Origin of the sequence: Alteromonas sp. M12, from assembly GCF_037478005.1 — a bacterium.
GTDB lineage: Bacteria > Pseudomonadota > Gammaproteobacteria > Enterobacterales > Alteromonadaceae > Aliiglaciecola > Aliiglaciecola lipolytica_A.
The window spans coordinates 2,600,829-2,622,047 of sequence record NZ_CP144164.1 but is presented as its reverse complement, the minus strand read 5'-3'; the positions used below and the strand labels follow the sequence as shown (position 1 = coordinate 2,622,047).

Below are 21,219 nucleotides of genomic sequence, written 5' to 3'. Positions count from 1 at the left end.
TTCGCTTTTTTATTGGAAAGTTAAATGAGCTCATTTAAAACACCCAAAAAAAATAAAGTATCTGTATCTTTGTGACTTATTTTAGCCAATAATTATCCGTTTTTTTATCAGCTATTATGGGTTAAAAGCTGGTATGAAAACCCCATCAGCAGATTTAATCTACAACCACATAAAGGTGTATATGAAAATAGACCTTTAAGTCGTGACTGTAATGGTCGTGGCCTGTAATGAAAGACTGCTCAGCTAAATTAAATGTTAATTACCAAGGAGAGTAGTGATGAAGTTATACTGTTTAGGACTGTTTTTTATTATCTTTGTGAGTGGTTGTTCATCTGTCCCGAATGTAAAACTAAAAAAAGAAAATTTCGAGCAATTACAGACTGTAAAACTCGAAGCTAGTCCAAATGACAATTCGATGCTATCCGCGATAAGCACCGTTGAGGTTCAATGGACTGGTGTCAGTTATCATCATTTTGGAATTGCTAGTGATGGTCTCGGAGTAAGAGAGCTTGCGTTACAATTTATGGATGAGCACCAAATAAGTCTTAATGAGATTGTGCAGAACCAATTTATTGAAAAAGTAAACGCAGATAACTTGAAGATTCGATTTGATAGTAACTCGCAAAATAAGTTGGTTATTACACTCAATGTGGTGGTGTTAGGAATGGTTCATGGTTTTTCTGACGAGTTTAATTCTCGTTTCAATATCGCTGCACAGTTATTTGATAGCGCGGGTAACATTATCTGGTCGTATAATGCTATTCCGATTTCTCCCGTTGCACCTGGATATTCAATAAAGTTAAAAACGTTATTTTCATCGAAAGAATCAATGATGAAGTTTTTTAATGCAGCTTCAGAACCTATTGTGCAAAAACTGTATGATGATTTTAAGCGGGATCTAATGTAAACCTAACGAACTTAAAGGTTGGGCTGATTCATGGTGGGGATTTGCGGCTTAAATGTTTAACCAAAATTAAGAAAAATATGTTGCAACTTAACGAACTATTAAAAAAATTTGAAAGCCAATTGAGCGCTGGGAGTCATGATTCACCTGCGAATCAGGCGTTGATCGACGAAGCTAAAGCGTTTATGAATACGAATCCAGAGTCCAGAGTTAAACTTGGTCCTTTGGTTGGAAAATTAAAGTCTATGCCGAAGCAGAACCCTGATTTAAATTTAAATTGGGTCGCACTGTTGAATGGTTGTATTGCTATTGGGCATCGTCCAAAAGTGAAGATGCTTGAGAATATGAAGGCTTGTGGGGCTACTCACATATTCACCTTACTTTCTGAAAAAGAGGGTGCTAAAGATATAGGGCGTGCAACTGTAAAAAACGGTTTAAGCTGGTTGTGGTTGTCACTAGAGTCGGCGGAGCCGCCTGAGCCGAGTAGATTTGAAGAAATAGATGATATTTTTAACCTTTGTGTAAAGGCGCTACAAAATGGCGCTCAAATATATATCCATTGTTCTGCAGGAATTCATCGCACCGGCATGATAGCTTATGCTTTATTCCGATATGTAGGTTTAGATTCTGGCAAGTCCACATCCTTGTTACAACAATTAAGGGATGTAACCAGCGAAAATGTAGGTGAGCACAGAAAAAATTGGGGCGACACCTATGCCAATCAGTTGACAAAAGGTTGAGTCAGGCGTGATTTAATCGACGGTTTTTGAATCCAGCAAAGACGAGTGGTCGCAGTAAAGCAAAATTCTGTTGCATGCACCTCACAAGATCACTTAGCTGTTCTTATCACCTTAGGAATGGGAATTGGGTTATCAAAACGTGTTAATTATGGGGGGGGGGGGGTTAAATAATAGGGAGCCTTTTAGGTGTACAAAAAGTTATTAGTTAGTTTTTATATCGGCATGTGCGCAATTAATGCGGCAGCAAAACAAAGTGATTTTGATGCGGTTTTACAATGTCATACCCATGCTGACACACCAGGAATGGCTGTTAGGTTAGAGCAGTCTGGTAAACATATTTACAGTGGCGCGGCGGGGATCGCAAATATCGAAACAATGGAAGCGCTGCAAATAGACGATATATTTCAGATAGGCTCGGTGACTAAAACATTTACTGCTGCCGCGATTTTAAAATTATCAGAACAGAAAAAACTATCTCTACAAGATACATTAGGCCAGTTTATTGAAGATATTAATCCAGAATATAAGGATTTAACTATTGATCGTGTTTTAAGTCATACTTCTGGCTTACCTGATTATTTAGCTGACCCTTCGGTAACTATGCTTTATGACCATTACGCTGCTATTGAGCAGGTTATTCAAAGCATTAGTAAGCAACCCCTTAGCGAAAAGTCCGGTCTGAAATATCGCTATTCCAATTTAGGCTATGTTTTATTGGGCAAAGTGATTGAAGTCACCTCCGGCATGCCTTATGACCAGTTCATGCTTAAAACCTTCTTTAAACCATTAAAAATGGACGATACTTTTGTTATTACTAGTGGAACATCTGCCGGAAAAGTGAAAGGTTACACCAGTAGCCGTAACCAACCCGAACACTATCTTATTCCAGAAGAAGTGACAGACAGAGCATGGAAAGTAGATCGCAGTTGGATTTATTCTGCTGGTGCTATTGCCTCGACACTCAAAGACATGAGTCTTTGGCAAAACGGATTAAAATCGGGACTGGTTATTTCCGAACAAAGTTATCAATTAATGACCAGTAACGCGCGATTGGATAATAATCAGCCTGTGAATTACGGTTATGGACTAGATGTATTCTCGATAAGTGGATTACAGAGTGTTAGTCATCAAGGTATGGTTCCGGGATTTTTTGCTTGGCATGTCTATTTTCCAAGTGAAGATTTAACCGCTACTGCTTTTACTAATATAGATAGCAAGCATCCAGGTCCAGCGTTGTTAGACATGATAGGGCTTCAATTAAAGCTTTCACCTAAGCCAATTGGTGGGGAACAAGAAGTCGATGATTTAGCGACATCTTTGGTCGGCAATTATCGGGCTCCAGATTCGAAAATTTTAACGATTTCATTCGAACAGGGGACACTTTATTCCCAATATCAAGGCGAGAATAAACGAAAGCTTATCCCACGAGAAAATGATTCATATTCCTATGAGTGCACAGAAAATTACTTTCAGTTAAGAACTGTGGAAGGAAACGCCGAACTTGTTCCGGTTTACCTGTACCAAGGGGAACAAGAAAGCTTGATTAAATTGTCAATTTAAGAAAATGATTAAGTCATTGCTTGAACATCGATGCAGCAGCCGAGTATGGCGGATATGTGGTCTTTAGCTGTAGCAGCGTATATCAATGATCATTGTTTAGGAAATACATGCCAGATTTTTTACTTTCTCAAGTGCTAGTTACATTCACTCTTACGATAGAGTGCTTTGCTATGCAACTTAAGGATAAAAATCGTCTTTTAGCGCTTTTATCCGTTAGCTGTTTGTTTAATGGTTTTCATTATCTGTTACTTGATCAACCGACTGCAGGTTATATTTTCCTGTTTTCTAGTTTTCGGTTTTTACTTTCGATCAAATGGAAATTTCAATGGATGGCAGCCGTGTCACTTGTCGTTAGTTTATTTATTACCGTTTATACGTATATTGGTTTTTTGAGTATTTTAGGATTTGCTGCGACGGTTTTTGTTACCACAGGCTCATTTAGTCATAACGATAAGTTTTTGCGGATTATGATGATATTGGGAGGATCATTATGGCTAATACATAATATTATTTTATGGTCTCCTGTAGGTATATTAGTTGAAATCGTTTTTGTTGGCAGCAGTGCAGTGGGGTTTTATCGCTATTACATTGCCCGTAAATTAAGTAAACCCACAGTATAATCAATCACCAGTATTCAGGCCTTGTGAGATGTATTGAGTGCATTAATGACGATCATGGCGACTTAAAGTGGATTGCTAAAAATCAGAATATAGCAGCTAAAGTTAATAATTAACTTTTGCCTTGATAGTTGACAACCTTTCGGTTCTCAAATAAACAAACAACAGGTTACAAGTATGAGAATTTTAACTGCGTTAACGTTGATTTTTGTTTTCACTCAAAACAGCTTGGCACAAAATTCCATCGACTCTCAAGTTGACCGCTTACATCAATATGTTGGGCATTGGGTAAGTAGCGAGCATGCCGGTACAGAAAGTATCGCCACATTTCCAGCCATTAGAATGCACAATACTTCGACTATGAATAAGCTGTCGATGCAAGTAGAAGTGCTGCAATATCAAGATGGGAAATATCTTCCCATACTGACTGAGCTGATTGGTTATGATGCTAAGAGCAAGAAAATTATTGCGTTAGGACAAAATCAGCATGGCGTTATTTTCAAAGGAATGGGGCGTTTTACATCTGAAACCAAATGGGAAATGCAAGATATGGATATGTTGGGTAACTTTTATTTGCGAGTCGAATTTGACTTTCAAAGTCCAACCAATGTGTTACTAGAAGGTTATGATGAATCCGGTAAAAGTCTTTGGAAAACCCGCTATATTAAATCAAATCCAAAGGATAAAAATATTGGTATTCAATTGGTTTCTGTCCATCAGCAAATGTTGAAAGATCCCGAAAAAACACTGCGTGAGTTGGCTAGAATGGGTTATAGCTATGTGGAAACATTTGTTTATGAAAATGGTACTTTTTATGGCATGCCAGCAACAGAGTTTCGGGATTTAGTCGAAGGCAACGGCATGCAGTTTTGGGGTTCGATGACGTTTCATGATCTCCCTGCTGCTGATGATTGGGAAGACGCGTTGGAATGGTGGTCAAAAACCATAGATGATCACGTGGCAGCAGGAGTAAAGTATTTAACAACGTCCAACAATCAACTTTCATCCATAAAAAACAAAGGTGAACTAAAACGCTATAGCGATTATTACAATGCGATAGGGAAATTATGCCGTGAAAAGGGGATCACTTTCGCTTTCCACAATCACGCTGATGAATTTAAAACTGTTGAAGGCACTCGCATTTATGATTACTTTTTGGAACATACCGATCCCGAATATGTTTATTTTCAAGCTGACATCTATTGGATGCAAGTAGCTGGTGTTGAACCCATCGATTATTTTAAAAAATATTCAGATCGATTTTTAAGTTGGCACATCAAAGATTATAAGGAATTGGGGGCAAGTGGCGAGATTGATTGGATGGCGTTATTTCATCATGCTGACTTTAACCCGCCAAAATACATGGTTGCCGAAGTGGAAGATTATTCCTACCCGCCTATGCACAGTGTGCAGTTGGCTTGGGAATATTTGTACCATAGTGTATTAAAGTAAACTGCATTCCATTGTGCTTACTATTGTAGTGTTAGTGCTGCTTGATTTTATTGAAGAATCGACAGGATGAGTGTTGTGTCCCATGATGAACGAGTCTCAGAACATTATTTACATGGCGATTTGCTAAGTGCCATCGAAGCAGCGCTTTGTGCCCTGGGTAAAACCTCCGAAAATCTAACCTTAGACGATCTAGCTCCAGTCGATGAGTTCCATATCGGTGGACGTTTAGCAACAGATAATCTCATTGACCAACTTAAGTTTTCTAAGCGAAGTCACTTGTTAGATGTTGGTTGTGGTTTAGGGGGCGCTGCACGACACCTAGCTTCTAAACACGAAAGCCGCGTTACCGGTATAGATTTAACATCGGAATATGTCGAAACAGGAAATGCCTTGAGTGGCTGGTTGAATCTTGACGAATATATTAGGCTTTATCACGGAAGTGCTTTATCAATGCCGTTTCAAGATAATATGTTTGATGGCGGTTATATGCTGCATGTTGGAATGAATATAGAGAATAAAACATCGTTATTCTGTGAAATATATCGTGTGTTGAAACCTGGCTCAGCTTTTGGGGTGTATGATGTTATGCGTCAAAACGATGGTGAACTGATCTATCCAGTCCCGTGGGCGACTGAAAGTAGTAACAGTAAATTATCCACTCCAAGCCAATACAAAAAGGCCTTAAGTGATGCTGGCTTTGCGGTTTCAAGTGTAAATAATCGGGGCGATTTTGCCATTGACTTTTTTAGGCAGCTACGAGCAAAAACACAGTCTAGTAGCGATACTTCACCGTTAGGACTACATATTTTGATGCAGGACAACACGGCACTTAAAATGAAAAATATGATTGAAAATATTAATAATGGGCTCGTTGCTCCCGTTGAAATTATTGCTAAAAAGGTTTGAGGTTTATAACAAAAAAGCTGCAAGTAAGAAGTGATCAATCGTTTAAAATTGGTGATTATATATCTGTAGAAACATAATCAGGTCAACGATTTGGGTTTTCAGGTGAAGCCATAACTGTTGTAGGATAATTAAATTGAATGAATTTAAAATTTCATCGAATCCCAACGATTTAGATATAGAGGTGGTTCACTCTTTTATGTCTAAAACTTCGTGGGCTAAAAATATTCCCCTTGAAACCTTTAAAAAGTCGATTACGAATTCGTTAGTATTTGGCGCATATAACCAGTTGGGCGAGCAGGTGGGGTTTGCTCGTGTTATTACCGATAAAGCAACATTTGCGTATCTTGGAGATGTGTTCGTAGCAGAATTATATCGCGGTTTGGGGATCAGCAAATTACTTATGCAAGCTGTAGTGTCACATCCAGACTTGCAATGTTTACGTCGTTTTATGTTAGCAACAAGTGATGCTCATGGTCTGTATTCTCAATTTGGGTTTCAAAGCCTAGAAAACCCCGACATAATTATGCAAATTTGGCAGCCTAATATCTATGATTAGAGTAGGAGCTAAGCCATCGGTTGAGTAACGTTTTTACAACTTATGCTAGGCTTTGCAAATTTAATACGTACGCAGAAGCTAACACCTAGGGTGATAGAGATAGTTTGCAGTAAATCATGCGTAATAGATCAAATTATTATTAGGGATTGAAGGACATGAAAAGATATTTTGGAGGGTTAGTCGTAATTGCTTGTTTAAGCTTTGCGTTGCCAGTTTTCGCTGACAGTACCGTCAAATTTAATAAAGAGTTAGATGGGTTTGAATATCCATTTGACGTACATACTTTTATTTTCAATTCGCAAAATCAAGAACTGAAAATGCGCTATATGGATGTGGGCAACAAAGACGCAGAAAAGGTCATAGTGCTGTTACATGGTAAAAACTTCTCCGGTTACTACTGGGAGAAAGTGGCGAACGATCTGGTGAAGCAGGATTACCGAGTAATTATTCCCGATCAGATTGGTTTTGGTAAGTCATCTAAACCCAATTATTATCAGTATAGTTTTGCTCAACTGGGTTTAAATACTAAGTCGTTGTTGGATAGTTTGAAGATTGGAAAGTATGACATTGTCGGTCATTCTATGGGCGGAATGTTAGCAGTGACCTTTGCTGTAAATTACACTGATTCAGTGAACAAACTCATCCTAATTAATCCTATTGGACTTGAAAATTACAGTGAATACGTAGAATTTAAAGATATAAATTTCTTTTATGCAAGAGAGCTCAAAACGACCTTGGCTGGGGCAATAAATTATCAAAAAAATAATTACTATGACGGCAAATGGTCAACTGAATATGAAAAGTTACTTTTTCCCTTAGCAGGAATGTTAGCCGGTGACGATTGGCAAATTGTTGCTTGGAACAATGCATTGACCTATGGGCCCATATTTTCTGAAAATATTGTCGCTAAGTTTCCTCAAATCCAAAATAAGACCTTTTTGATTATCGGCACACGCGATAAGACGGGGCCTGGTCGAGGTTGGCTAAAATCTGGAGTCACTAGAAAATTAGGTGAATATACTAAACTTGGTAAACAGGCTCACAGCTTAATCAAGGATTCGGTTTTGTTTGAGTTAGAAGGGTTAGGGCACATGCCACATTTTGAAGATTACCCAGCCTTTATTGAGGCGTTTCACAAAGCGCTTGAGCAATAATAGAGAATTAATTTTGATTAACCCTAATCCGCATAAGGGACTAGTGACGAGCGCCTTGTAACGTATCTGCAGCCAAAAAAGAATGAACATTGGCTACATCGCGGCTTATATCTTGGCTTTGCTGCGGCTGATGTTCAACTTTCCCGAAACGTCTGTAAATTAGATAACACTATTAATTTTTGTGCCGAAGGTAGACCAATTACGCCACAATGGGCATGCGCTTACGCGATGACTTATCAGCAATTCGATTTCATTGTTAATACTAGAAAGTTTAAGAAAAATAATCTTTGTGATTATTTAGTCTACGCTTTATAGAACGCAAGAAAACAGGTTAGACGTTTAACTGTAGGTTTGCGGCAGAATGAGTTAATCAGTTTACATAATTAAAATTATGCTGTTGTGTCTAAAAGTCAGTCGGTAACCGTATATTATTACCAATTTGTTATTATTATTTTAAATTTGGTAATGACATATGGTTTTAGATCTCCTACAATGGTTTGATCATTTGGTAATGACATTGCATATGTGATTTTTAAATTTGCTAATTGGTGTGAATGGTAGAGTTTCAAAATTGGCTATAATTAGTCAGGATATTTTTGCAAAAGGCTAACCTTTAATTTACGTATTTATTTATTCGTAATTGTTAGATAAGCAAACATCTATTTGAGTAAATTCCATTTTTTAATCACCGATTGAGTCATTCAAGAACAGCAATATTGATAGCTGTTCTACATTTGCTTAAATTTTAACAGGTGTATATTCTTTTATACTCAACTTTACATACCAAAACTCCAGGAGTTAGAAATGACAAAACCAGTAATCGGTTTCATCGGCCTCGGTCTGATGGGCGGCAATATGGTAGAAAATTTGCAGAAAAAAGGCTACGAGCCAATTGTAATGGATCTGAATAAAGATGCTGTTGCAGCAGTTGTTGCACGAGGCGGAAAAGCCGCAACTTCTGCAGCTGAATTAGCTGCAGCAAGTGATATCATCATGCTTGCCCTTACTACCTCTGAAATTGTCGAGAAAGTTGTTTACGGCGAAGACGGTATCCTTGCAGGCATTAAAGAAGGTGCTGTATTGATTGATTTCGGAACATCGATTCCGGCTTCTACTCGTAAGATTGGTGCTGATCTTGCCAAGAAAGGTGCGGGCATGGTTGATGCTCCTTTAGGTCGTACTCCAGCTCACGCTAAAGACGGTCTTCTAAATATCATGGCTTCTGGAGATAAAGCTACGTTTGACAAAGTTAAACCAGTGCTTGACCAACAAGGCGAAAATGTCTTTTATCTTGGTGCACTAGGTGCCGGTCATACTACTAAACTAATTAACAACTTCATGGGTATGACAACGGTTTGTACTATGTCACAAGCTTTTGCTGTAGCTGATCGTGCAGGTGTTGACCGTCAACAATTGTTCGACATCATGTCTACTGGTCCATCAAATTCACCATTTATGCAATTCTGTAAGAATTACGCTGTTGATGGTGTAAGTGATTTAGGTTTTTCTATTGCTAATGCAAATAAAGATCTAGGTTATTTCCTTAAGATGGTTGAAGATCTTGGTACACGTGCTGAAATTGCTGAAGGTACTTCTCATAACCTTCAAGCTGCATTCGATGAAGGCATGGGTAACGGTAACGTTCCAGAAATCTTCGATTACTTCCTTAAGTTGGAAAAGTAATAAAGATTTAATTGGAGCCAAGCATAACGCTTGGTTCCATTAAATAAGTACCCTCATATTAGCTGCGGTCACTGTGTAATCAGGCTGAGCTAGTATGGTTTGAATCCGATAACTAAATCGTTGAATATGTGTTTGTAGTTTGCTTGTCAGCTCTCACTTTTCATCAGTTTAATTATCGGATTTTTTGTATGTGGCGAACAAAGAATCCAATTGAAGTGAGTGTTGGTATAATTATTAGCAAATGTCTTTGCTATTTTTCATATAAATTTCAACCTCATGTTGTTTGTTTACCTAAAAACGATCCAGAAGTGTTGAGCTTTGCTGCAGAGCTATAAGCCGCAAATGCTTACAATTACCTCTATTGCTGCCTTTTAGATTTAGCCGTAAACTTGCATAACAATGGTAAATTTGAAGGTACATGGTTATCTGGTCTAGTCTGCAAAAACGAGCGATAATAGGACTGTTTTTACTGTCAATTTTAGGACTCTTGCTCTTCGCTTTTTATTGGAATGAAGCCCGTAAAGAGGTGGTTTTTCTGTGTGCTAATTTTAGCCAAGGAGTGAGCAAAACTAGTGTCTTGAGGCAGCTCAAAACAGTTAATCTTTCGAGCTTTACAATGCAGAAAACTACAAGCGGAGATTTAATAGTATTAAGCAGTGTGTTTAATTTTGAAATTTACCAATGTGTTATTGAAATAGATTCAAATGGACAAGTACACAGGGCGCAAATCAAATAGAATATAGTCCTACTTTGTTTTTAATATTCCCGTTTTACCTACATATTCATTAATTAGGACTCAAATTGCTTTCTGACTTAAATTTTTCGTTGCAGATAACCACACCTATATTCTTTATCATTGGCTTGGGCTTTTTATTCAAACGCATTGGTTGGTTGAATGATGATTTTGCCAAAATGGGGTCCGCTTTAGTATTTAAAGTCACCTTACCGTGTTTGCTTTTCACAAAACTATCAATGACTGATTTTACGCAAGGTTTACCCACTGCATTGGTGATTTACGGCTTTATTGCGACCCTAGTTTTGTTTCTGTTTCTGGACGTTTTCGCCACACGATTTATTTCTGAACGAGCGGATAAAGGCGTATTTGTGCAAGGTGCGTTTAGAAGTAACATGGGGATTATTAGTTTAGCTTTTGTGGTCAGCGCATATGGCGAAGACACGCTAGCTATTGCGTCAATCTATTTGGCGGTAATAACCATATTGTTCAACGTCTTGTCAGTGGTGACGTTGTCGCGACACATGCATCAAAATGGCTCAAATGGGTTCGCTTCTATTTTCCTCAATATTGGTAAAAACCCGTTAATTATCTCTATTGTTTTAGGTGTGGCTGTTTCACTGTTGAATGTGCCTGTGCCTGAAATAGCGCTGCATACAGGTGAATACTTCGCTGGTATGACGCTGCCATTGGCTTTGTTATGTGCCGGAGCGTCTATTCGAATCAAGGAATTCCATTCTTCCTCGGTACTTTATTGGTCATCCGCTATGAAGTTAATAGTGCTTCCTTTGGTGATAACACTAGGTGGCGTTCTTATTGGGTTTAGAGGTGAGGAGCTTGGTGTCTTGTACCTTATGTGTGCGTCCCCCACAGCAGCGGCCAGTTATCCAATGGTACAAGCTATGCACGGTAATCATTACTTGGCTGCCGCCATCATTGCGGTGACCAGCATAGGCTCAATGTTAACCACTACTTTAGGTATATTTTTATTGAAAGTATTTGAATTAATTTAGGCGTTAACTGCTGGATTTTAGATGCTCAGCGGCTAATTGAAATTAACATGAGACTAGAGATTGAAGGATGATTTAATGGGTCTAACAACTGATAAACTATACAAGTTTAATTTTTATGTCTCCCAATGCTACCGAACAACAGGGTAGAAATTCGTCATCATCAATGTAGGCTAAAGGATCTGTCGTGTAGTCAATGTCACCATCTATTAGTTTACTTCTGCAAGCACCGCAAAATCCCTCTCGACAATGATAGTGAACTTCGATATTGCGCTTTTCCAAGCTTTCTAAAATAGTGTCTGATTGGTCTGTGAGGATAGGGGGGTGATCACCGTCAATGGTGATCACGTATTGTTTCTTCTCGGACATTAAAGATCGAAGTCGTCAAAGTCACTGGCATTTACTTCAGCGTCAATTTGACCGACCAAGTAAGAGCTTATTTCTGATTCTTGTGGGGCAACTTGTACGTTGTCAGAGTTGAGATAATTATTCATCCAAGGTAACGGATTGCTGGTGATATCAAAAGGTTGACCCATGCCAATAGCCGACATGCGATGATTGGCAATATATTCAACATATTGACACAATATTTCTTCATTCAAGCCAATCATTGAGCCTTGTGCAAATAAATATCCAGCCCATTGTTTTTCTTGTTCAACAGCTTGCATAAATATTTCTTTAGCTTGGTCTTTTAACTCTTCCGCTATTTCTGCCATTTCAGGATCATCTTTGCCTTTTTGCCAAAGATTAAGAATATGCTGCGTCGAGGTTAAATGTAGATTTTCATCTCGTGCAATAAGACGAATAATTTTCGAATTACCTTCCATTAATTCGCGCTCGGCAAATGCAAATGTACAAGCAAAGGAAACATAGAAACGTATGGCTTCTAGGGCATTGACAGAGTTCATACACAAATACAGTTTTTTCTTTAATTCACGCATAGTGATGGTGTAAGCAACTCCATCAATTGTGTGTACACCTTCACCCTGGGTTTGCCAAAGTTGAGTATAGAAAATCAAATCATCATAGTATTTTGATATATCACCTGCTCTTTGCTTGATTTGCTCATTGACAACAATATCATCAAAGATCGCGCTAGGATCGGTAAACAGGTTACGCAAAATGTGTGTGTAAGAACGTGAATGTATGGTTTCGAAAAATGACCATGTTTCTGTCCACGTTTCTAATTCAGGTAACGAAATAATTGGAAGAAATGCAATATTTGGGCTTCTTCCTTGAACCGAATCTAACAAAGTTTGATATTTTAAATTGGAAATAAAGATATGTTTTTCAGAGTCACTTAAAGACTGGAAATCAACCCGGTCTTTACTGACGTCAACTTCTTCTGGACGCCAGAAAAAACTAATTTGTTTTTCAATTAATTTTTCAAAAATACTGTGTTTTTGCTGGTCGTATCGAGCAACATTCACTGGATTGCCGAAAAACATAGGTTCCAATAAAGGATTCGTTGGTTTTTGATTAAAAGTGGTGTATTTCATTTACCGTCAGTACTCTGTGAGGTTTAACACTGGGTGGCGCGCAATACGCCACCAAACTTGGTTTTTGGTTTAGATCTTACATGCACCACCGGCACAATCATCATCTTCTTCCAAGACAACTTCTTGAGCCAAAGGTGTAGCGACTTCTTTTTTCAATTCAAGTTGTGAAGTGTCAGAAGCGCCATCTCGTGTATTGTGGTAATACAAGGTTTTAATACCCAATTTATAAGTGGTTAATAAGTCTTTTAACAACAATTTCATAGGTACTTTTCCGCCTTCGTATTTACCAGGATCGTAACTCGTATTGGCAGAAATCGTTTGATCGATAAATTTTTGCATGATGGCGCATAATTGCAGGTAACCATCGTTGGAATTGATATCCCAAAGCAATTCGTATTGCTCCTTCAATCTATCGTATTCAGGTACCACTTGTTTGAGTACGCCATCTTTTGAGGATTTAATACTAATATGCCCACGAGGTGGCTCTATACCATTTGTCGCATTGGATATCTGTGAAGACGTTTCTGACGGCATTAATGCTGATAACGTACTGTTTCGCAGCCCGTGTTCAACAATTTCTTTACGCAAGGATTCCCAGTCGTAATGAAGTGGCTCGTCACATACCTTATCCAAATCTTTTTTGTAGGTATCAATGGGCAATATACCTTGTGAATAGGTGGTTTCATTGAACTTAGGACAAGCACCTTTTTCTTTAGCTAGGTTATTTGAAGCTTTAAGAAGATAATACTGCATGGCTTCAAAGGTTCTGTGTATTAGCGCATTACCACTTCCATCTGAGTATTTTTTGCCATTTTTAGCCAAGTAGTAAGCAAAGTTAATGACACCTATACCCAAGGTTCTTCTATCAATTGACGCACGGTATGCAGCAGGGACTGGGTAATCTTGATAGTCTAACAAGCTATCCAGAGCGCGTACCGCTAAGTCAGCCATTTCTTCGAATTCGTCAAGGCTTTCAATTGCGCCGAGATTAAATGCAGATAAGGTACAAAGTGCGATTTCGCCATTTTCGTCGTTAATGTGCTGTAAAGGTTTGGTTGGAAGGGCAATCTCCAAACACAAGTTGCTTTGTCTAACCGGTGCAAGTTTCGGATTAAATGGACTGTGAGTATTACAGTGATCAACATTTTGCAGATAAATACGCCCTGTACTTGCACGCTCTTGCATAAATAAACTAAATAACTCTACTGCTCTGATTTTCTTTTTACGAATAGAATCATCTTGTTCGTACTTAACATATAAAGCTTCGAACTCATCTTGATCCGCAAAGAAGGCATCATAAAGCCCTGGTACATCGGAGGGGCTGAACAGCGTGATATGTTGATCCTTGATCATGCGTGTGTACATAAGTTTATTAAACTGAACACCGTAATCGAGATGTCTAACTCGATTTTCTTCAACACCGCGGTTATTTTTAAGTACCAATAAAGATTCTACTTCTAAGTGCCATACCGGATAAAATAAGGTTGCTGCGCCGCCTCGAACACCACCTTGAGAGCAACTTTTCACCGCGGTTTGGAAGTATTTATAAAATGGGATACAACCGGTGTGGTAAGCCTCACCACCGCGAATTTCACTGCCTAGAGCACGAATACGCCCAGCATTTACGCCGATACCAGCTCGTTGACTAACGTATTTTACGATCGCGCTGGCAGTCGCGTTGATCGAATCTAGGCTGTCGCCAGCTTCTATCAATACACAAGAACTAAATTGACGGGTAGGGGTTCTAACGCCCGACATAATTGGCGTAGGCAAAGAAATTTTAAATAATGATGTGGCATCATAGAAACGTTTTACATAATCTAAACGTGTGTCTTTTGGATAGTTAGCGAACAAACACGCTGCCACTAAAATATACAAAAATTGGGCACTTTCGTAGATTTCACCGGTCACGCGATTCTGAACTAAATATTTGCCTTCCAGTTGTTTAACTGCTGCATAACTGAAGTTCATGTCGCGCCAATGATCCATATATTGATCTAGTTCATTCAGCTCTTGCTCTGAGTAGTCTTCTAAAATGTGTTGGTCATATTTTCCCTTAGCAACCATCTCTTTTACGTGAGTAAGCAAAGTAGGTGGTTCAAACTGACCATAGGCTTTTTTACGCAGATGGAAAACGGCTAAACGAGCTGCAAGATATTGATAATCAGGTGTATCAGTAGAAATTAAGTCTGCTGCTGATTTGATCAAGGTCTCATGAATGTCTTCGGTTTTGATACCATCATAAAATTGAATGTGAGCTTTGATTTCAACTTGAGAAACTGAAACATTTTTTAGGCCTTTGGCCGCCCAAGTTATGACTTTGTGAATTTTGTCCAAATTTAAGACTTCACGTTCACCATCGCGTTTCGTGACATTTAGAGAGTTATTCATGTATTTGATAGCCGTATAAGATAATTAGCGCCCCATGCTCTGAAAAATAAAATTTAACGAACACATTGTTTTTGTATATTAACGTTTTAAATTCTAGCCACACTTCATGGAGTAAATTGATCGCATTGAAAAGCGTTTACTTCCGGTTATTTTTTAGAATAGTTAGAAAAAATGTGACGAGCACAAGATAGAGGTGTTTACCTCTATTTGCAACCCAATATGTGGTGGTTTTATCGCCAAAAAAACTCAACCAATTGATATGTTAGTATTGACTAACTTAGAAGCTGCATTAGCGAATGAGTTAAGCCGAATGCAAGCAAATTTTAGATTAAATTAAAAAGTTAAATTATTTTTGAAGGACAAAATCTATTTTTAGAATATCACGATATATAGTGTTTAAAATCTCAACTGTCACTATATCTGGTATTCTTTATGCTTCCCCCTGTTCATTTATGAAATGTGAGAGTGACATAAATTTGATGAATTTTGTGCCTAGGTTAGATCGTGTAACTGACTGAACTGACTTATCTCAAAGTCTGCTTTCCAATTAACCACTTCTTGTTGATCTTTAATGTAACCATAGAGCGCCGCGACACTAACCATATTTGCGTTACGGGCGGCTTCAATATCTCTAAGCGCGTCACCAACATATAAGGTATTTTGTGGATTCAATTCAAGCACTCTGGCGGCTTCTAAAAGCGGCAGAGGATGGGGTTTACGTTTAATATAAGTGTCGCCACTGATGATAATCCCGCAACTTTGCATAATTGGGAAGTGGGTCAGTAATTGCGTGGTTAAAAATCCAGGTTTGTTAGTGACAATCCCCCAAGGAATAGCATTTTGATTCAGAAACTCTAAGCTATCTTCAACCCCTTCAAAGCAGGTTGTATCAACACAAACATTCTGTTCGTAATGGTCAAGAAGCATTTGTCTGCATTTCTGCAACGCTTGCTTTGACAGGGCTTCAAAATCCTCTGCAAACCCCAATTTTAACAAACCAAGGGCACCGTCTGATGCAACACAGCGGTATTCCTGAGGCTGGCAGGCTGGGCGATCATAATGGGCAAGCACATGATTAAGGGCATTACCCAAATCAGCCGCGGTGTCTAACAAGGTGCCATCCAAATCAAATAAAATGCCAGCGTACTTGTCATTAAATAAATTGTTTTTCGAGACCATCTTTACACTTCACTTTTCTGGCAATGCACAATGTAATTTACATCAACGTTTTGTTCAGAAAGGTAATATTGTTTGGAAAAGGGGTTCATATGCAAACCTGTCATGTGTTTAGTGATTAAATCTGTGCTATCGACCCAACTTAATAATTCAGAGGGTTGGATAAACTTCTCATACTCATGGGTGCCCTTAGGAACCAGGTTCAACACTTTTTCTGCGCCAACAATAGCCATCAAATAGGATTTCAGGTTTCGATTCAATGTGGAGAAAAACACATCACCGCCAGGCTTAACTAACGCAGCACAAGCTCGTACAATTGAGGCCGGATCTGGCACATGCTCTAACATCTCAAGACAAGTCACGATGTCAAATTGATTGGCATGCTGCTCAGCCATTTGTTCAGCAGTGATTTGTTGGTAGCTTACTTTTACACCGGATTCTAAACCGTGAAGTCGCGCTACTTCTAAGGATTCAGAAGCCATATCAATACCGGTAACTTGTGCTCCTTGCTTAGCTAAATACTCTGATAAAATACCGCCGCCGCATCCAACATCAATAATGCTTTTGTCGAACACCCCGTTAGTCCGTTGCTGAATGTAATCTGCTCTTAGCGGATTAATTTCATGCAAAGGCTTAAATTCACCTTCTAAATCCCACCACCTAGACGCTAAAGCCGAAAACTTATCTATTTCTGCAGCGTCTACGTTTTGATTGGTCATTGTTCACTCCTTTTTCATCTGTTTGCTATTATAAGCTGTCATTAATTTAGATAACCAGACCTTTATACCCGAAGATATGCTAAATAATTGTTTGATTGCACACTATATAAGCTAATCACGGCTATTTATTTTGTTTTCTCGGTGGTAGAATCTACAGTCGATTTAGAACCCACTATAACTATAAGTGAAGTCGAACTTTTCAAACTGACTTGACCAGTTTCATCAGTAGATTCAGATAATAATTTAGGGACAAGGCTGTATATGACAGACAATGCCAACGAAATTCTCCCCATTAATATAGAGGAAGAACTTAAAAATTCTTACCTCGACTATGCAATGAGTGTCATTGTTGGACGTGCACTACCGGATGTGCGTGATGGGTTAAAACCTGTTCACCGCCGCGTATTGTTCGCCATGAATGAGTTGAAAAACGATTATAATAAACCGTACAAAAAATCCGCTCGTGTAGTAGGTGACGTGATTGGTAAATATCACCCTCACGGTGATACTGCTGTTTACGACACCATTGTTCGTATGGCGCAGCCATTTTCCTTGCGATATATGCTAGTTGACGGCCAAGGTAACTTTGGTTCTGTTGACGGTGACTCCGCAGCTGCGATGCGTTATACCGAAGTGAGAATGGCTAAAATAGCCCATGAACTTCTCGCCGATTTAGAAAAAGAAACCGTTGATTTTGTACCTAACTATGACGGTACAGAACATATTCCAGACGTACTACCCACCCGCGTACCTAACTTATTAGTTAACGGTTCTTCAGGTATTGCGGTAGGTATGGCGACTAATATTCCACCGCATAACTTAACTGAAGTTGTGAATGGCTGTATCGCACTTATCGATAATCCCGATATGACCATCGAAGAAATCATGACTCACATTCCAGGTCCTGATTTCCCAACTGCAGCATTAATCAGTGGTCGTAAAGGCATTGATGATGCGTATCGCACAGGTCGCGGTAAAATCTACATGCGCGCACGCGCTGAGATTGAAACTGAAGATAGCGGTAAAGAAACCATTATCGTGCACGAAATTCCTTACCAAGTTAACAAAGCAAGGTTAATTGAAAAAATTGCTGAACTGGTAAAAGAAAAGAAAATAGAAGGTATATCTGCTTTACGTGACGAGTCTGATAAAGACGGTATGCGTATTGTTGTTGAAGTGAAACGCAATGAATCAGCAGAAGTACTGTTAAACCATTTATATGCTCAAACACAGTTACAAACTGTATTTGGTATTAATATGGTAGCCTTGGATAACAACCAGCCTCGCGTATTTAATCTAAAAGACATTTTAGAAGCCTTTGTTCTGCATCGCAGAGAAGTGGTTACCCGTCGTACGGTTTATGAGTTGAAAAAAGCCCGTGACCGTGCCCATATCCTTGAAGGTTTAGCGATTGCCCTGGTTAATATCGATGAAATCATCGAGTTAATTAAAGCCTCGCAAAGTCCAAGTGACGCTAAAGCATCTTTGGTCGCTCGTGGTTGGGCGTTAGGTGATGTGGCTGAAATGCTAGCTCGCGCTGGTGATGATGCGGCTCGTCCTGATTGGCTTGAACCTCAATTCGGTATTTCCGAAGGCGAATATTTCTTAACTGAGCAGCAAGCTCAGGCAATTTTGGACTTACGTCTACATAAACTAACAGGTTTAGAACACGACAAAATCTTAGCTGAATATAAAGATCTATTAGACGTTATCGCTGAACTATTACGCATTTTGTCTAGTTCAGAACGTTTGATGGAAGTGATCAGAGAAGAGCTTGAGTTAATTCGTGACGAATATGGTGATGAAAGACGCACTGAAATTACCGCCGCTACACACGACATCGACATGGAAGATCTTATCGAACGTGAAGATGTAGTAGTGACACTTTCTCGTGAAGGTTACGTGAAGTATCAGAAACTTTCTGACTACGAAGCGCAGCGACGTGGTGGTAAAGGTAAATCTGCGACTAAAATGAAGAACGAAGACTTCATTGAAAAGTTATTGGTTGCTAATACCCACGACCATATTTTGTGCTTCTCAACCCGTGGCCGCTTATATTGGTTGAAAGTATATCAATTACCATTCGCTAGTCGTAACGCTCGTGGACGTCCAATCGTTAATATTCTTCCACTAGAAGAAGGTGAACGTATTACTGCTATTTTACCAATTCAAGAATTTGAAGAAGGTAAATTTGTATTAATGGCAACTGCAAACGGTACAGTTAAAAAGACCGCACTTTCTCAATATTCACGTCCTCGTTCAAACGGTATCATTGCGGTCAACTTAAACGAAGGTGATGAATTAATTGGCGTTGATATTACAGACGGTGAAAGCGACATTATGTTGTTCTCAGATGCAGGTAAAGTAGTTCGTTTTAACGAAAAACAACGTGATTCTGAAACCGGTGAAGTAAAACGTGACCCTGAAACGGGTGAAGAGTTGTTAGCGCTGCGTCCAATGGGCAGAACGGCCACAGGTGTTCGCGGTATCCGGTTGCAAGAAGGCCAAAAAGTGGTATCACTGATTGTACCTAAAGGTGACGGCGCGATTTTAACCGCAACTGAGAATGGTTTCGGAAAACGTACTCCTATTGCTGACTACCCAGCTAAGAGCCGTGCAACACAAGGTGTTGTATCTATCAAGGTTTCTGAGCGTAATGGTGCAGTGGTTGGTGCAGTGCAAGTGTTCGAAGGTCAAGAAATTATGTTGATCAGTGACCAAGGTACTTTGGTTAGAACACGTGTTGATGAAGTCTCTACCGTGGGCAGAAATACTCAAGGTGTCAGACTAATCCGCACTGGCAAAGACGAACATGTAGTGGGCTTACAGAAGATAGAAGAGATTGAAGCAGAAGATTTAGAGCTATTAGAAGGCGAAGATGCAGTAGAAGCTGAACAAGCTGAAGTTGCAGACGATGACGCTGGACAACCAGACTCTGACGCTACTGAGTAGAATCTTAAACGCTAGTTTTTAATCATACTTAAAACGAGTGGCTTATTCCGCTCGTTTTTTTTCGGGAGAAAATCAAATTATGGCAGTTACTTATAATTTCAGTGCAGGTCCTGCGATGTTACCTACTGATGTTATGTTGCGAGCACAACAAGAGTTTATTAATTGGCAAGATCAAGGGTGCTCGGTGATGGAAATGAGCCATCGCAGCAAAGCTTATATAGAGGTTGCTGAGCGTGCCACTCATAATTTGCGCAAGCTACTGGCAGTTCCTGATGATTATCAAATACTATTTACCCATGGCGGCGGAAGAGGGCAGTTTTCAGCTGTACCCTTGAATCTATCTGCAGTGGGTGACCATGCTGATCATTTGGTCACCGGCTCTTGGTCTAAAGGTGCGGTTAATGAAGCGCAAAACTATTTAACTGCTGATGTCGTGGGTGGCGTAGAAGTGGTAGACGGCATAACGCAAGTGCAATCCCAAAGTAATTGGCAGTTAAACGATAAAGCGGCGTACTTTCATTACTGTCCTAATGAAACAGTCGAAGGTATTGAAATAAACGAAGTGCCTGATACTCAAGGGGTACCTATTGTCGCTGATATGTCGTCGAATATTCTGTCCAAACAAATTGACGTCAATAACTATGCCGTTATATACGGTGGAGCGCAAAAGAACATTGGTCCTTCGGGATTGTCTGTGGTCATTGTGCATAACAGCATGTTAGACAAAGCTCGTGTGGAAACCCCTTCCATTCTTAATTACGGTTTGATCGCAAAACACGACTCTATGTACAACACGCCGCCAACATTTGCTTGGTATTTGGCTGGGTTAGTATTTGAGTGGTTGCTTGATATGGGCGGTGTTGCTGAGATTGAAAAGCGTAATAAACAAAAGTCTGATCTGTTGTATAGCGCGATAGATAGCAACGATTTTTATTCAAACAGCGTGGCTGTACAAAATCGTTCGCGCATGAATGTGCCGTTTCATTTAGCCGATACAAAATTAGATGCTTTATTCTTAGAAGAGTCCGAAGCTGCTGGTTTGAAAGCATTAAAAGGTCACCGAATTGTTGGTGGGATGCGTGCCAGTATATACAACGCGATGCCAATCGAAGGGGTAAAAGCGTTGATAGACTTTATGAATGATTTTGCTAAAAGGAACGGATAAAA

At 39.3% G+C, this 21,219-nt stretch carries 17 protein-coding genes; 12 read left to right on the top strand and 5 right to left on the bottom strand.

Annotated elements, in window-relative coordinates; all coding sequences use genetic code 11:
- The first annotated feature begins 277 nt into the window (after positions 1 to 277).
- From VUI23_RS11210 to VUI23_RS11165, 10 genes are all read left to right on the top strand, one after another.
- On the top strand, positions 278 to 907 hold the full coding sequence (locus tag VUI23_RS11210) for a hypothetical protein (RefSeq protein WP_303501548.1): 630 nt from the start codon (positions 278 to 280) through the stop codon (positions 905 to 907).
- Positions 908 to 984: 77 nt separating this feature from the next.
- Positions 985 to 1,644: a hypothetical protein gene (locus VUI23_RS11205; protein WP_342804417.1), complete on the top strand. Its 660-nt coding sequence runs from the start codon at positions 985 to 987 to the stop codon at positions 1,642 to 1,644.
- A gap of 186 nt (positions 1,645 to 1,830) precedes the next feature.
- A complete protein-coding gene (locus VUI23_RS11200; RefSeq protein WP_342804416.1) occupies positions 1,831 to 3,204 on the top strand; it encodes a serine hydrolase domain-containing protein in 1,374 nt (457 codons plus the stop codon).
- A gap of 107 nt (positions 3,205 to 3,311) precedes the next feature.
- Entirely contained in the window at positions 3,312 to 3,824 is a 513-nt protein-coding gene (locus VUI23_RS11195) for a YgjV family protein (RefSeq protein WP_216046708.1), read from the top strand.
- A gap of 174 nt (positions 3,825 to 3,998) precedes the next feature.
- On the top strand, positions 3,999 to 5,273 hold the full coding sequence (locus tag VUI23_RS11190) for a TIM barrel protein (RefSeq protein WP_342804415.1): 1,275 nt from the start codon (positions 3,999 to 4,001) through the stop codon (positions 5,271 to 5,273).
- A 66-nt stretch (positions 5,274 to 5,339) separates the two neighbouring features.
- The gene (locus VUI23_RS11185) at positions 5,340 to 6,179 is read left to right on the top strand and encodes a methyltransferase domain-containing protein (RefSeq protein WP_342804414.1); all 840 of its coding nucleotides are present in this window, start codon (positions 5,340 to 5,342) and stop codon (positions 6,177 to 6,179) included.
- 133 nt (positions 6,180 to 6,312) lie between these two features.
- Complete coding sequence (locus VUI23_RS11180) at positions 6,313 to 6,735, top strand: GNAT family N-acetyltransferase (protein ID WP_303501540.1); 423 nt, start codon at positions 6,313 to 6,315, stop codon at positions 6,733 to 6,735.
- A gap of 155 nt (positions 6,736 to 6,890) precedes the next feature.
- The gene (locus VUI23_RS11175) at positions 6,891 to 7,889 is read left to right on the top strand and encodes an alpha/beta hydrolase (RefSeq protein WP_342804413.1); all 999 of its coding nucleotides are present in this window, start codon (positions 6,891 to 6,893) and stop codon (positions 7,887 to 7,889) included.
- Positions 7,890 to 8,693: 804 nt separating this feature from the next.
- Positions 8,694 to 9,572, top strand: coding sequence for an NAD(P)-dependent oxidoreductase (locus VUI23_RS11170; RefSeq protein WP_216046704.1), 879 nt, complete (start codon positions 8,694 to 8,696; stop codon positions 9,570 to 9,572).
- 801 nt (positions 9,573 to 10,373) lie between these two features.
- On the top strand, positions 10,374 to 11,318 hold the full coding sequence (locus VUI23_RS11165) for an AEC family transporter (RefSeq protein ID WP_216046702.1): 945 nt from the start codon (positions 10,374 to 10,376) through the stop codon (positions 11,316 to 11,318).
- A gap of 96 nt (positions 11,319 to 11,414) precedes the next feature.
- On the opposite strand, the gene yfaE is transcribed toward VUI23_RS11165, so the two are convergent.
- The 5 genes from yfaE to ubiG all read right to left on the bottom strand — a co-directional run bounded on the left by yfaE (position 11,415) and on the right by ubiG (position 17,100).
- Complete coding sequence (yfaE, locus tag VUI23_RS11160) at positions 11,415 to 11,684, bottom strand: class I ribonucleotide reductase maintenance protein YfaE (protein ID WP_216046701.1); 270 nt, start codon at positions 11,682 to 11,684, stop codon at positions 11,415 to 11,417.
- On the bottom strand, positions 11,684 to 12,814 hold the full coding sequence (nrdB, locus tag VUI23_RS11155) for a class Ia ribonucleoside-diphosphate reductase subunit beta (RefSeq protein WP_342804412.1): 1,131 nt from the start codon (positions 12,812 to 12,814) through the stop codon (positions 11,684 to 11,686). Before nrdB ends, yfaE begins: the two co-directional genes overlap by 1 nt.
- A gap of 69 nt (positions 12,815 to 12,883) precedes the next feature.
- Positions 12,884 to 15,205 (bottom strand): class 1a ribonucleoside-diphosphate reductase subunit alpha, encoded by a 2,322-nt coding sequence (nrdA, locus tag VUI23_RS11150; RefSeq protein ID WP_303501531.1) that lies wholly within the window; start codon positions 15,203 to 15,205, stop codon positions 12,884 to 12,886.
- A gap of 492 nt (positions 15,206 to 15,697) precedes the next feature.
- Positions 15,698 to 16,384 (bottom strand): HAD-IA family hydrolase, encoded by a 687-nt coding sequence (locus VUI23_RS11145; RefSeq protein WP_342804411.1) that lies wholly within the window; start codon positions 16,382 to 16,384, stop codon positions 15,698 to 15,700.
- Between the two features lie 2 nt (positions 16,385 to 16,386).
- Positions 16,387 to 17,100, bottom strand: coding sequence for a bifunctional 2-polyprenyl-6-hydroxyphenol methylase/3-demethylubiquinol 3-O-methyltransferase UbiG (ubiG, locus tag VUI23_RS11140; RefSeq protein WP_342804410.1), 714 nt, complete (start codon positions 17,098 to 17,100; stop codon positions 16,387 to 16,389).
- Positions 17,101 to 17,361: 261 nt separating this feature from the next.
- On the opposite strand from ubiG, the gene gyrA reads away from it, so the two are divergent.
- Entirely contained in the window at positions 17,362 to 20,052 is a 2,691-nt protein-coding gene (gene gyrA / locus VUI23_RS11135; protein WP_216046696.1) for a DNA topoisomerase (ATP-hydrolyzing) subunit A, read from the top strand.
- Positions 20,053 to 20,131: 79 nt separating this feature from the next.
- Positions 20,132 to 21,217, top strand: coding sequence for a 3-phosphoserine/phosphohydroxythreonine transaminase (serC, locus tag VUI23_RS11130; RefSeq protein ID WP_303501524.1), 1,086 nt, complete (start codon positions 20,132 to 20,134; stop codon positions 21,215 to 21,217).
- Positions 21,218 to 21,219 lie beyond the last annotated feature (2 nt).

Bases quoted from the DNA above. Each gene is read 5' to 3' on its own strand.
- VUI23_RS11210 (WP_303501548.1), top strand. From the start codon at position 278: ATGAAGTTATACTGTTTAGGACTGTTTTTTATTATCTTTGTGAGTGGT.
- VUI23_RS11205 (WP_342804417.1), top strand. From the start codon at position 985: ATGTTGCAACTTAACGAACTATTAAAAAAATTTGAAAGCCAATTGAGC.
- VUI23_RS11195 (WP_216046708.1), top strand. From the start codon at position 3,312: ATGCCAGATTTTTTACTTTCTCAAGTGCTAGTTACATTCACTCTTACG.
- VUI23_RS11190 (WP_342804415.1), top strand. From the start codon at position 3,999: ATGAGAATTTTAACTGCGTTAACGTTGATTTTTGTTTTCACTCAAAAC.
- VUI23_RS11185 (WP_342804414.1), top strand. From the start codon at position 5,340: ATGAGTGTTGTGTCCCATGATGAACGAGTCTCAGAACATTATTTACAT.
- VUI23_RS11175 (WP_342804413.1), top strand. From the start codon at position 6,891: ATGAAAAGATATTTTGGAGGGTTAGTCGTAATTGCTTGTTTAAGCTTT.
- VUI23_RS11170 (WP_216046704.1), top strand. From the start codon at position 8,694: ATGACAAAACCAGTAATCGGTTTCATCGGCCTCGGTCTGATGGGCGGC.
- yfaE (WP_216046701.1), bottom strand. From the start codon at position 11,684: ATGTCCGAGAAGAAACAATACGTGATCACCATTGACGGTGATCACCCC.
- nrdB (WP_342804412.1), bottom strand. From the start codon at position 12,814: ATGAAATACACCACTTTTAATCAAAAACCAACGAATCCTTTATTGGAA.
- nrdA (WP_303501531.1), bottom strand. From the start codon at position 15,205: ATGAATAACTCTCTAAATGTCACGAAACGCGATGGTGAACGTGAAGTC.
- VUI23_RS11145 (WP_342804411.1), bottom strand. From the start codon at position 16,384: ATGGTCTCGAAAAACAATTTATTTAATGACAAGTACGCTGGCATTTTA.
- ubiG (WP_342804410.1), bottom strand. From the start codon at position 17,100: ATGACCAATCAAAACGTAGACGCTGCAGAAATAGATAAGTTTTCGGCT.
- gyrA (WP_216046696.1), top strand. From the start codon at position 17,362: ATGACAGACAATGCCAACGAAATTCTCCCCATTAATATAGAGGAAGAA.
- serC (WP_303501524.1), top strand. From the start codon at position 20,132: ATGGCAGTTACTTATAATTTCAGTGCAGGTCCTGCGATGTTACCTACT.